We start from the raw sequence: 12,616 nt of genomic DNA, 5'->3' as shown, positions 1-12,616 counted from the left end.
TAAATAAGAAACAGATAGTCACAAGCTACACCGGCATGACTGAGTTAACCAAAAAAAGGAAATCCTCCCTGACCTCCTTTTCGTTATCAGATAATGAGCAGCGGTCAGACTAATCCCGCTCCCCCACCGGAATCATAATGTGTGCATAGGGAGTGTCCTTCCACATCACATAAGGCCCGCCCGCATGGGGGTCGGTGGTAATACCTTCCAGTGAAGCTTTCGGCACAATAATCATCAGATGCGGGCCCTCTTTAATGTAGTCCTCTGCATTCATATGGTCGGCATGATAGGGATCTGAATTGCTCACCCCGCCGTCACCACCGAGCATATAGGAGAATCCCATCTCCTTAGCCTCAAATGGCCCTTTACTGCCTACAGCTGCCAACGCCTCCATCCAGACAGCGTCGTTACATATCGGCGAATTGTCTCCCGGCATCGTCTCCGGCATACACGTCCAGCCATTACTGCCTTCAGCAAGAACCTTCCCTTGATACATTACCGTTGCATCCGCACTCACCATGGAGGGTGCGGCTGAGCGCGCCTGCATTATAAGTGCCTGATTATCTTCAGCAGAAACAATAGCCGGCGACAGGAGCAAGCCTGTTGCCATCAGCAAACCACTGATTAACCTGTTCATTATTGTTCTCCATTTTTATTATCATTGACATACCATTCGCTGCCACATAACAGACATAGCACTGTCAATGATGAAGTGTAGTTGATGAATTCAGCGCAACCATTATTGAAATCATCGTTAACCGGGAAAATCAGATCAGAGGCCGGGGCGAGATAACTCTGGATACATTTTTCCAGCCCAGCAGAAACAACAAAGACTGACACCCTCATCCGCATTATTTCAGAGCACCGGTTGATATCTGTCGGTAAGTTTTAATGAGGAGTTCTGCAACGGTCCTCAATCAGATCAATCAGGATTCGTTCGACATTACTGCCGCCTATACCGATCCGCGCCCCCCGGGAAATGGTAGACAGGGTCTGAGCTGCCTGCAGATTATCAGCCCTCTCAAGATCAATTAATGCAGAGACTAACGCCTGTGAAGTATCATGATTAACACCATCGGGGGTTTCAGAAATCGCTTGCTGACACCGCTCAAGGCCGGCAATATCCCCTGCCGATGCATACAGCCCTGCCACATGGAGTGCGATAAAAGGATGTCCGATCATGCCCCAGACTTTATCAATATGACTGAGCACGTCCTTTGTCAGCGGCCGCGTCTGTCCGCTTTGCAGGTAATCCCTGAGCAGGAAACCACCGCAATCCGCCAGCGTCAGAATCGGTCCGCAGGTGGTGGTGTCCGGGGCACAAAACTGCAGATAACGCTGCCGTGCGGCTTCACGATCCCCAATCTGCCATTCAGACAACGCCAGATGCCACTGAACATGACCATACATCTGTCCAGTGCGGGCACCGCTTTCATGTATTCTGAGCCAGTCCTGTAACAGATGAGCCGACTCTTCTGCAGCACCCTCATCATGTAACACATGGGCCAGGCCATGAATCGAGAAAAGTGCCTGCGGCCGGATCTCCAGCGCTTTCTCGATCAGCTCACGACCCCGCTGACGCTGTCCCGCTTCACTCGCTGCAAATCCAAGCCGGGCGATATATGCCCAGTCATCGCTTAACACGCCTTCAACTGACTCTAACAGATTAAGTACCGTGTCCAGTTTTTCAGGCCCGGCATAAAAAAACAGGTACCCTGCCAGCTGTGAAACCACTAGCAGATCAGCAGGATTCTCGCGGATATAGGCAAAGGCTCTTTCCCGGGTGGCGCCCGGCTGATCCAGCAAACCAAACAGCACCTCGATATGCGCTTGCTCCCACTGCGTCGCACTCCGGGATGCCTTTTCGGCGGACTCACGATAGGTGACAGCATCCGCCTCACCAATATCTTTTGCCACGCAATAGCGGGCGGCAGCGGCCAGCGCAAAATTGTTATCGAGCGCAAGTGCTTTATCAAGGGCTTCAGCGGCACCAGACTCTGATCCCAGAATCAGATCGACCGCTTGCTGGTATAGACGGACAGCTTCGGGAGAGTCACTCGACAGCGTGTGACCGGTACGTTTTTCAATCATGGAACCCCCTGCTGTATCGTTACCCCTTTACGGTAATAGCTGAGTTCTTCACAAGGGGTTAAAAACTGTGACCATTAAGCGCACCCAGCCCAACGCAACCAAAGCATAGTCGCCGATGATTATTTACACAAAGAATGAAACACCGGGAGACAAACCGCACACCCTCTGCTATCAGCATGTTCTGGGAGGAGCAAATAAAAGCGCTATTGATTATTTACTGGAGGAACAGGACCTTAGCCGCGCATCACATCGTATTAAGAGAGATTCACTTTGTCGCGGTATTAGCCATAATCTGGCATGAACGTTATGAAAGACCCGCTTCATATCGGGTTACGAAAACGGGTATTTGAGGAACGATCAAAAGCACTCGAAGCGTTCAATCCAAGCTTTAAGATTTAACAGCCCACAGATCACTGAACACCCTTGGTAAAACTATCACGCTCCATATCAGGGATATCTGGCTGTTATTACAACCCCCTTCTTACGCAAAGATTTCAACTCAACGAGTAGAACATTCGCTATCCCTTTTCGCTGCTCAGTACTGATCAAAAAAGAGATTCCACAACGCTAAAAATGCAGTAGCATCATCTCTTTCTTCATTATAAGTACTGCAGAAACCATACGACCCATAATAATCGATGAAATCAATCAACCGCAGCGATGACTGAGATTTCAACCAACAATTCGGGGCTTGCCATAGCCGCCTCAACACAAGCTCTTGCAGGAGCGAACCCCTCTGGAAGCCAGCTATCCCAGACTGAGTTCATCTCGGCAAACAGCGCCATATCCTTAAGATAAATGGTCGCTGAGAGGATTTTTTCCGGACTACTGCCGACAGAGAACAATAGCTCAGATACCTTTTCCAGCATTGTCCGGGTCTGTTCCAGAATATTTGCACTGCGGTCTTCAGCGACCTGTCCACAGAGATATGCGGTATTATTATGAACTACAACCCGGCTCATACGGATCGCAATCTGATGGCGTTCAATAGTCATTATCTTGTTTCTCGACTCTTCAGTTTTATTAATTTCTAGCGGTAGTCTGATCTGTCTGTGCCTTAACAGAGCGCGTCTGATTAAGACCAGCCAGCTCACCTAATGAAACCGGTTTAATAGGGAAGCGGATATTGTAATAGCCAACCTCTACAGGGCTTTTACCCAGTTCATCTGCCAGTAAGGTAGTCACTGTTGCACCGCACTGGCGTCCCTGACAAGGCCCCATACCCGAACGACAAAAGGCCTTGGTCTGGTTCGGTCCGATACAACCCTGTTTTACAAGCCCCCGAATTTCAGCGGCACTAACTTCTTCACACCGGCAAACAATAGTTTCCCCTTGCGGCTTCAGGAACATATCCAGAGGACGGTAAAGGTGATCCAGAAAAGGACGTATCGCGAGCTGATCAATCAGTTCTTTTCGCAAAGAATCTATCCCCGGATCACGTCTCTCTGTCCCACCTAATTGATGCACGATCCACCTGGCAACAAGGCGCCCCTGAATCTCAGCGACCATTGCGCCTCCAATACCGGCAGAGTCTCCGGCAATAAAGATATCCGGATGGCTGCTGCAACCATTTTCAGAGAGGGTCGGCTTCCAGCACTGCTGCACTTCATCCCATTGGTGTTCCAGTCCGATCGCCCGGCCCAACTGAGTATTAGGAACTACCCCCTGATGAACCAGTAATGTTTTGCAGTCCAGTTGATGCAGAATATTGCCCTTGCGAAAACTGACCGACGCAAGATTACCGTCACCTCCCGGTTCAGCACGTAATTCAGTTGCACTCTTGTAGTATTTAACTCCACTACGGCGGACTTCGTTGAGCATCCGCATCCCTTTAAGCAGATAACGCCAGCCTTTGATCGCGCCACCGATCTCCTTAAACGCCTGTCCGTAATTACAGGCCGGTGTCGTGTCTACAATAGCTTCGATTCTGGCATCGGTTCTGATCAGTTGGCAGGCGATCAACAATAACAGCGGACCGCTGCCAGCTATCACCAGCGGCTCTGCCGGAGTCAGACCAGACGATTTCAATAATATCTGCGCTGCCCCACAGGTCATCACACCAGGCAGTGTCCAGCCATCAAAGGGTACCGGACGCTCCTGTGCCCCGGTCGCCAGCAGTAATTTTTTGAAACGAACCTGGCGACTAACCCCTTCTGCTGAATAGTACAGAGTGTTATCTGCGGTCACTTCCCATACCGTAGCATTGACGATATGAGTCACCAACGAGTGAGTTAATCCCGCTAAAAGCGACTCACCTACATAGTAATCGTTGCCCAGAATCGAACGATCGCGCAGTATTGGCCGACCAATATTTCTGTATATCTGTCCACCCGCCCGGGGTTGTTCATCCAATATCAGGGTATTGAGTCCGGCTTCACCCGCTTCCCGGGCAGCGGCCATGCCCGCAGGCCCGGCACCGATAATCACCAGATCATATTGCTCTAAACCTGTCATATGCTGTCTCCGCCTACCTCTCGGGCCCCCTGCTGAACACTGATTACCATCCCTTTATGGACCTCCGTCATACAGGCCTGAGTATTGGGTTTACCATCAATATTCATAAGACATTCGAAACAGACGCCCATCATGCAATAGGGCGCTCTGCCGGAGCCACTTACCGGTGTCGTACGAGTGGGTCTGAGGCCTGCATACATAACTGCAGCGGCAACAGTTTCACCTTCCAGAGCAATCACTGTTTGCCCCTCTACAGTAATCTCAATCTCAGCCCTCTCATTACAGGGCAAGCGGTTAAAACTTAAATCTGCTGCCATGAAACTTCTCCAAATCTATAGCGTGGTCAGTGCTGCCCGTCGCAATCCAGTCAGCAATAGGGCCACTATGTGCAGCCGCCAGGGTGACACCGCTGTGGCAGGTAACCAGATACGCCCCGGGGTATTGTTCCGACTGCTGATAGATAGGATTGCCATCCGGGGTCATGATGCGCAAAGCGCCCCAGGAACGGATCAGGTTCACATCTTTCAACAGAGGAAACATCGTTGTTGCACGGTGAGCAATCTGTGCCAGTACATCCGTTGTTGTACCGGTGTCAAAACCGACATCCTCTTTTGAGTCGCCGCACTGAACGGTGCCCTCTTCAGTCTGACGTACATGACCCGTGGGGTAATTTAAAAAGGGCCGTACTCTTTCAGCAATCAGAACCTGCCCCCGGTTGGGAAAAACCGGCGCGTCTATGCCAACCATCGGCCCCAGATATTTATTACCCAAACCCGCTGCCAGTACTACTTTATTGCAACTAAAATCACCCTGTTCAGACTGCAGTACAAACTGACTCTGCTGCGATATAATATTTCTGACCTGACCGGCACTGACCAGCTTGCCACCGAGTAACTCAAACCGACTAACCAGCGCCCGCATCAGATAGAGCGGGTTAACATGACCATCTTCTGGCCCCCAAGTTGCGCCTGCTACTTCCGGTCCGATCTCCGGGATCAGTTCCCGCAACTGCTGCAGATCAAGTACGTCGAAGGGGTAGCCCTGTGGATGTTCCGCTGCCATTTTTTCCAACATCTGTTGCCTGCTGTTCAATTCAGACTCACTCAGACAGACAAACAGGCCTCCCCGTTGCTGCAGCTGAATATCAATGCCGGTATGTTGAGTCAGATCTTCTGCCAAACCACCCCAGAGCTTAGCCGAAAGGCGGGTAATCCGGGCATAGGCAGGAAGGTTATCGCCTTTCCCCTGCACCCAAACCAATCCAAAATTGCCCCGTGATGCACGCAAAGCGATATCGCCTTCATCATAAACAGTGACCTGCTGCCCCTGCCGTTGAATACCCAATGCGATACAAAGCCCAACCAGGCCACCACCAATGACAGCTACGTCAGAGCTGCCACGGTTTAGCCGCACACTCTCCGTCATATGCCTTCTCCAATACAAAGGGGATTTATCAGTAAAAACGGCCAGGCGATCACCTGACCGAAGGTGCTATTTTATTCAGCCATTGCGGCTTTCAGAATCTTGTCTGCCCACTCTTTACCGATATCGTTCACAATTTCCGGCCATACGTTCTGCTTAACCTTTGCAGCAGTCGCTGCCAATTGTTCCGGCGTCACCTTAACGATCGTTGCGCCAGCATCAACCAGACGCTGTTCGTTGGCAGCCTGATCTTTTTCTGCGGTTTCCCAACGACGGTTTTCAAACTCAAGAGCCGCCTGAGCAACAGCCTGCTGCTGATCAGCTTTAAGATCATTGAAGCGCTCTTCGTTAATCAACAGATACCAGACTTCGAAGTGAGTATTGATAGGCACATAGTATTTAGTCACATCACGAAAAGAAGCGTAGTAACCCTCAGCACCCGAACCAATTACGCCATCAACAACGCCGGTCTGAACCGCGGTAAACGCTTCGGAAAACGGCAGGGGTGAACCGATATAACCCAGATTATCCGCCAATAACTGGAATACCTTGATCGGTGGTACACGTACTTTCGCGGCTTTGCTGACATCGGCATCCGCAGCACCCTCAACATCTTTGTTCAGCGCAACACCACCAAAATAAACAGGCCACGCACCCAACACCTTGATGCCCTGCTGTTTATACAGATCAGAGACCGTATTTCGCATCACAGAACCGGGGCCGAATTTCTTTTGTGCGTCCGCCCAGTCCTGAGCCATATAGGGTAAAGAAACGATCTGGAAACGCTTATCAACGCTGGATGCGATTGGCTGAACCGCCATATCCACGGCTCCCAACCCCACACGTTCCTGAACAACGGTGTAGTCACCCAGAGCGTTTGCCGGGTACAGCTTAACTTTAAGCTTGCCATCGGTTGCCGCTTTAACTGCTTCGGCAAACTGTGCTGCATCCTTATCAATCGCCGTTCCCTGAGGGCGAACATGGGACAGTTTTAGGGTTGCAGCTTCAGCTACACCCAGAGTAGCCAGCGATAAAGAAGCGGCCAGAACAAGCTTTTTAGACAGTGAAGTAAACATGACTTTCCTCATTTTTGTTTTTGTCCCACCGGACTATGAAATGGTTTATGTTTAACGTTTAATCTGATTAGTAACCCAACATCGCAGGGATATATTCGGATAGCTCAGGCCAGACCAGCACCATCACCACCACCGGCAGATAACCGAACAGCAGCAAAATCATGGCGGGCTTAATCACCTCGGTAAATTTCACATTACCGATCCGGGCACCCAGATAGAGGATGCTGGCATACGGCGGCGTCACGCCCCCCATCGCAGTGGTCACCCCCATAATTGCAGCAAACTGAATTGGGCTGACCCCCAGCGCGTTCATCAGTGGCATCAGCAACGGTGCGGTCAGAATGATTGCGGTGATATCATTTACCACCATTCCGATGGCGAAGAGAAACAGGGTTACCAGAATCAGCAGGGTTGTTTTGTCCTGAGTCAGCTCAAAGATTGATTCAACCAGTGCCTGAGGAATATCTTCCATGACGAAGATCTGACTCAGCATCAAGCTGAACAGAATCATAATCAGAATGGCCCCGACCGCTGTAGCAGACTCCTTTCCGGCTTCAAGAAACTTTTTCCAGGTCAGCCCCTTATAGATCATAAAACCGACTGGTAGCGCGTAGATTACGGCGACCGCAGCAGCTTCGGTCGGCGTCATAATGCCACCGTAAATACCGCCAAGAATAATCACCGGCATAAGCAGCGCCGGAATCGCATGGACGGTGTTATTTCCCGCCAGCTTAACTGTCTCGCTAAAAGAGGCCTTGTCATCCATCACCAGTGGAAACTTTCGCGCCATAACCAGATTGACGATGGCAAAGTTAAGCATGATCAGCAGGCCCGGCCCCAGCGTTGCCAAAAAGCTCGCCAGAATAGAGGTTTCAGTGACCCAGCCATACACAATCATGGTGACACTGGGTGGGATTAGCAGCCCCAGAATGGAAGAGTTAGCAATCAATGCTGTCGCATAAGCGCGGGGATATCCCTTGCGCTCCATTTCAGGAATCAGCAGTGGTCCGATCGCCGCAATACCTGTCAGGCCACTACCGGAGATCGCCCCGATAATGGCACAGCTAATGGAAGCGACAACCCCCAGTCCACCCCGAATGCGTCCCACAAAAACGTTTACAAACTTCAGCAAACTCGCGGCGATACCACTGACACTCATAATCGTGCCAGCAAAAACAAACAGTGGGATCGCCAGCAGTACTGGATTGGTCAGTTGACTAAAACCCCACAGCATCATGCCCTTGAAAGTGGCTTCGCCAATCAGAGCCATCACCATCAAACCTGCACCAAAACAGTATGGCAGTGGCACACCTAGGCTCAGCAGAATAACTAATACGGCAAACGCTAACAGTGCTATCTCAACCATTGTTACGATCCTCCTTCGGTGACAGCAACTGGAACTCATCAAGTTCATCCGTATGAGGATGCTCATGATCAATCAATTTATCGACTTCAGCTCCGCCTGCCAGCAAAACCCGAACATGCCTGAACAGATGCATCAGAACATAAAGCGTCATCAGCAACAGACCGATAAACAGAGCCGATTCATAGATAAGTGTTGGTAAGTAGAGGGTCGGGGTCTCTTTCGAGACCCGCATTGCATATTGGAAGTAATCCCAGGCCCAATAGGTAAGCCAGCTTGAAATAACCAGACTGACAGACTCAGAAACGACTAGCAAAATATGCCGTGCCCGTTCTGTTTTAAGGAAAATTTCGAGCACATTCGCCCGGATCTGTGTGTCTTCCCGGGAAGCATTGACTGCACCGAGAATATAAAGCCATAAGGTCGGAATAACAGCTATTTCTTCAAGCCCCATAATAGGCGTCTCGAACACATAGCGGGTTATTACCTGCACGAACTGCATCCCTGCAACCGTACTGATCAATATCGCCAAAGTGTACCTAAACAATGTCTCCATAATTATTATCTCTTGTCGGAGCTCATAAATAGTGCCTCCTGAAAAGCACCCTTAATGGTGTAGTTACATGATCATAAATCGAACAAATAATATCAAATCATGAATATTACATACTTGATAACATGGTGTTATATTACAGATCACTCAGGAGACTATCATTTATGGCTCAGTTAAGTTTCAGGCAGGTCGAGGCATTCCGCGCGGTAATGATTGCTGGCACCACAACAGGCGCGGCAGAAATACTTTTTATTTCACAGCCTGCAGTTAGTAGGCTATTAAGTGATTTTGAAGACTCGGTGAAGGTGCCGCTGTTTGATCGATTGAAAAAAAGATTGGTTCCCACACCGGAAGCGCTAATCCTGTTTGAAGAGGTAGAACGATCCTTCGTCGGTATCGAAAAGCTGGCTCGTACTGCAGAGGAGTTAAGGACATTTCATCGGGGAACGCTGCGAATAGCTTGTATGCCAGCCCTTGCTCAGGCGTTTTTACCACAGGTTTCCCGAGAGTTTATGGAACTGAATCAGGGAGTTTCGATGACTCTGCAGGTCCGTAGCTCTCAACAGGTCGCAGACTGGATTTCTACCGAACATTTCGATATAGGTTTTGCTGCCATTGCCGTATCAGACCCATCCATAAAAACAGAATTACTGGCGCGCAGCGAGCTGGTCTGTATACTGCCTCCCGGGCACCCTCTTGAGAATAAAGAACTCATCGAACCGTTGGATCTTAAAGATGATGTTTTTATTTCGCTAGGAACAGAGCATCGTTACAAAGTAGATGATGCTTTCGAGAATGCGGAGGTAAAAAGAAAAATGCTATTTGATACTCAGGTATCCCATATCGCCTGTAGTTATGTACTTTCAGGTTCAGGGGTTTCTCTGGTTGATCCGGTGACCGCCCTGAGTTTTATCAAGCAGGGCCTTGTAGTAAAACCCTTCTCTATCTCAATACCCTTTAAATATAATCTGATATACCCGGCTACCCGTCCAGTTTCGCAGCTAGCGTTAGATTTTTGTAAGCTGCTAAAAAGCCGTTTAACTGAGCTGGCTGAGGGGTCCGATAACCTGTTCAAAATATTAGCTAAGCGAAAACTATAAGACCCCTATTAGAATAGAAGCTCCGATGTGAAGCCCCCGGCAGCTAAGATTCCTACCGGGGACAATTCATTTTAAACCGCCGCCAACACACCAAAGGCGGCAACGGCAACACCGGCAAGACGGGAGATCAGGCCCATGCTGTAGCTGTCAGCCAGTTGTCCGAGGCGGGTACCCGCAACCAGTAATGCTGAAGTGGTGATCAGGAAACCGGCAATATAAGCCACCGGCTGAGCTGCCAGTGGTAGTTCAGCGCCGTGGGCCAGTCCGTGGAACAATGCAAAAACTGAGGCTACCGCGACTCCGGCCACCAGCGAAAAGCGCACCGCCAGTGCCAGCAGTCCACCGGCAGCAATGACAGATACCACAATCCCCTGCTCAACGAAGGGAACCGCCAGTCCGGCAATCGCCAACAGCGTGCCGGCCACCATCGCCAGCAAAAATGCTGCGGGAACGGCAATACGGGTCCGGCGGGTCATGTCACGGGCTTTTTCACCGGTCTGGCCCACGGCCAGCAGTCCCACCGCCAGCATCACCAACAGGTGATCCGCACCCGACAGCGGATGCACTAATCCCTGGAAAAAACCGGCGACTTCATGCCCGGTATGCGCCATCGCTGACAACGGAGCCAGTGCACCGCCAAGGGTTAGCAGACGTAACTGATTGCGTTTATTCATTATGTGCTCCTTAAAAACTATTAACTATTAACTGTTAAACAACGGCCTTCACTGGCGGCAGTTGCTTCGCTTCCAGCATCCCTTCGGACACGATAAAGTCGATAATCTGCTGCAGCCCCTCGGCTTTCTTCAGGTTTGAAAACACAAAAGGCCGCTCACCACGCATCCGTTTGGCATCCACATCCATCACTTCAAGGGAGGCACCCACCAGCGGTGCCAGATCGGTCTTATTGATGATCAGCAGATCGGAACGGGTAATGCCCGGACCGCCTTTACGGGGAATCTTGTCGCCGGCAGAGACATCGATCACGTAGATCGTCAGATCCGACAGCTCCGGACTAAACGTTGCGCTGAGGTTGTCACCACCACTCTCGACAAACACCACATCCAGCTCACCATGACGAGCGATCAGCTGATCGATCGCCGCCAGATTCATCGAGGCATCTTCACGAATCGCGGTATGCGGACAACCGCCGGTCTCCACACCGATGATCCGGTCGGCATCCAGCGCTTCATGTTGCGTCAGGAACTTAGCATCTTCCTGGGTATAGATATCGTTGGTGACCACGGCGATATCGTAATGCTCCCGCATCGCTGAACAGAGTGAGCGTAGCAGGGCTGTTTTACCCGAACCGACCGGACCGCCGACACCGATGCGCAGCGTCTGTTTTGGTTTTACTGTCTGTGTACTTATTTCTGAGCTCAACGTAACTCTCCTGAATGCTACCTTTCCGCCTGATTCGATCAGGAGCGGAATAATCTTGAATATTGTGTTTCATGACCAGCACTGGCGATCGCCAGTCCCTGCAGGCCACTGCCAATCTCATCTTCTTCTACCTGTTCTGCCCGGCTAATTGCCTCAGGCAGCAACGGCTGCAGTTCGCCCAGCAGCTGCTGCGCCTGGGTCTGTCCCAGCGGCACCAGCTTAGTGGCAGCGGCGACCTGATTTTCTAACCATGACCAGAGGAACCCCAGAGCAGCGGTTGGATAACCGATCTGCCAGTGTTGCGCGGCGATACCAAACAGCACCACAAAACTCAGTCCCCCGGATGTCGGTAACGGCTGTGGCACCGCCAGACTCACCATCAACCGGTTCATTGCCTCCCCCATCGCACTGTCCGTCAACCTGAGTTCGCGGGTTTCACGGCAGGCCAGCGCCAGATCATTGCAGTGTTGCAGTTGTTTCTGCTGCTGCGCTTCAGCGGCGGTCATCGCCAGTCGCAACAGCGGCAGATCAGTCTGGGCAACCGAATAGAGCAGCTGTTGCTCCAGCCACTCAGACACCTGCTGTGAGTTGCTGATCCAGCCGCGCTCGATAGCAAACTCCAGCCCCTGAGAGAAGGCGTAGCCGCCGACCGGCAGACTGACACTACTCAGCTGCATCAGCCGTAACAGGGCTGTATCAGTGGTGGTGATGGCCGCCATTACTGTAGGCTCCCGATTCCGGTACAAATATGGCTTCCTCATGGGTCAGTGACAGACCCAACAGTTCCAGCATCTCCTCCAGTACATGATCCGGTTGCATCCGCAGCCAGCGGTCTCCAACCTGCAGTTTCACATGGCGGTTACCCAGGTGGTAACAGGCCCGGGCAAAGGTATGCCAGTCGTCACACGCGGCATAGGTCACCGGCTCAACCGCGCCTTCAACCTGAACATATTTACCACAGGTGGTTTTGAGATATTCCCCCACCTGCAACGGTTTGCCCCGTTCCAGAAACAAACGCACCTCTTCACCATTTTCGCCGGTCAGTTTTAACCGGCCACGATCACGCTGTTCATGGCTCAGCACCACGGTGGTATACACCACGCCGTGACAGTGATCCCCTAAACGTTCATAGACTTCCAGCATCACTTTTCCTTAACAAAACAGGCCTATAAAAACC

Annotated in this window: 14 protein-coding genes; 1 reads left to right on the top strand and 13 read right to left on the bottom strand. The window is 51.0% G+C overall.

The window, feature by feature from the left end:
• Positions 1-109 precede the first annotated feature (109 nt).
• The 9 genes from KDX31_05300 to KDX31_05260 form a co-directional block, all read right to left on the bottom strand.
• Positions 110-637 carry a hypothetical protein gene (locus KDX31_05300; GenBank protein UTW04426.1) on the bottom strand — a complete coding sequence of 176 codons (528 nt, stop codon included), beginning with the start codon at positions 635-637 and terminating at the stop codon, positions 110-112.
• A gap of 251 nt (positions 638-888) precedes the next feature.
• Positions 889-2,091, bottom strand: a complete 1,203-nt coding sequence (locus tag KDX31_05295; protein UTW04425.1) for a hypothetical protein — start codon at positions 2,089-2,091, stop codon at positions 889-891.
• Between the two features lie 644 nt (positions 2,092-2,735).
• Positions 2,736-3,086, bottom strand: a complete 351-nt coding sequence (locus KDX31_05290; protein ID UTW04424.1) for a RidA family protein — start codon at positions 3,084-3,086, stop codon at positions 2,736-2,738.
• A gap of 28 nt (positions 3,087-3,114) precedes the next feature.
• Positions 3,115-4,545 carry an FAD-dependent oxidoreductase gene (locus tag KDX31_05285; protein ID UTW04423.1) on the bottom strand — a complete coding sequence of 477 codons (1,431 nt, stop codon included), beginning with the start codon at positions 4,543-4,545 and terminating at the stop codon, positions 3,115-3,117.
• On the bottom strand, positions 4,542-4,862 hold the full coding sequence (locus KDX31_05280) for a (2Fe-2S)-binding protein (protein ID UTW04422.1): 321 nt from the start codon (positions 4,860-4,862) through the stop codon (positions 4,542-4,544). The genes KDX31_05285 and KDX31_05280 overlap by 4 nt, the downstream gene beginning before the upstream one ends.
• Entirely contained in the window at positions 4,840-5,970 is a 1,131-nt protein-coding gene (locus KDX31_05275) for an FAD-binding oxidoreductase (protein UTW04421.1), read from the bottom strand. The genes KDX31_05280 and KDX31_05275 overlap by 23 nt, the downstream gene beginning before the upstream one ends.
• Positions 5,971-6,041: 71 nt before the next feature.
• Positions 6,042-7,043: a TRAP transporter substrate-binding protein DctP gene (gene dctP / locus KDX31_05270; protein ID UTW04420.1), complete on the bottom strand. Its 1,002-nt coding sequence runs from the start codon at positions 7,041-7,043 to the stop codon at positions 6,042-6,044.
• A 67-nt stretch (positions 7,044-7,110) separates the two neighbouring features.
• On the bottom strand, positions 7,111-8,409 hold the full coding sequence (locus KDX31_05265) for a TRAP transporter large permease (protein ID UTW04419.1): 1,299 nt from the start codon (positions 8,407-8,409) through the stop codon (positions 7,111-7,113).
• Entirely contained in the window at positions 8,402-8,962 is a 561-nt protein-coding gene (locus tag KDX31_05260; GenBank protein UTW04418.1) for a TRAP transporter small permease subunit, read from the bottom strand. Before KDX31_05260 ends, KDX31_05265 begins: the two co-directional genes overlap by 8 nt.
• Before the next feature lie 161 nt (positions 8,963-9,123).
• Between KDX31_05260 and KDX31_05255 the strand changes: the two genes are divergently transcribed.
• Positions 9,124-10,059, top strand: a complete 936-nt coding sequence (locus KDX31_05255; protein ID UTW04417.1) for a LysR family transcriptional regulator — start codon at positions 9,124-9,126, stop codon at positions 10,057-10,059.
• 71 nt (positions 10,060-10,130) lie between these two features.
• On the opposite strand, the gene KDX31_05250 is transcribed toward KDX31_05255, so the two are convergent.
• From KDX31_05250 to ureE, 4 genes are read right to left on the bottom strand one after another with little or no spacing between them, the layout of a single operon-like run.
• Positions 10,131-10,733, bottom strand: a complete 603-nt coding sequence (locus KDX31_05250; GenBank protein ID UTW04416.1) for a HupE/UreJ family protein — start codon at positions 10,731-10,733, stop codon at positions 10,131-10,133.
• A 34-nt stretch (positions 10,734-10,767) separates the two neighbouring features.
• Complete coding sequence (gene ureG, locus KDX31_05245) at positions 10,768-11,439, bottom strand: urease accessory protein UreG (protein UTW04415.1); 672 nt, start codon at positions 11,437-11,439, stop codon at positions 10,768-10,770.
• A gap of 38 nt (positions 11,440-11,477) precedes the next feature.
• Positions 11,478-12,158 (bottom strand): urease accessory protein UreF, encoded by a 681-nt coding sequence (locus KDX31_05240; GenBank protein ID UTW04414.1) that lies wholly within the window; start codon positions 12,156-12,158, stop codon positions 11,478-11,480.
• A complete protein-coding gene (gene ureE, locus KDX31_05235) occupies positions 12,136-12,582 on the bottom strand; it encodes an urease accessory protein UreE (GenBank protein UTW04413.1) in 447 nt (148 codons plus the stop codon). Before ureE ends, KDX31_05240 begins: the two co-directional genes overlap by 23 nt.
• Between the last annotated feature and the right edge of the window lie 34 nt (positions 12,583-12,616).

Source organism: Amphritea atlantica (genome assembly GCA_024397875.1).
Lineage (GTDB): Bacteria > Pseudomonadota > Gammaproteobacteria > Pseudomonadales > Balneatricaceae > Amphritea > Amphritea atlantica_B.
This window is presented reverse-complemented; position numbering and strand designations above follow the sequence as displayed.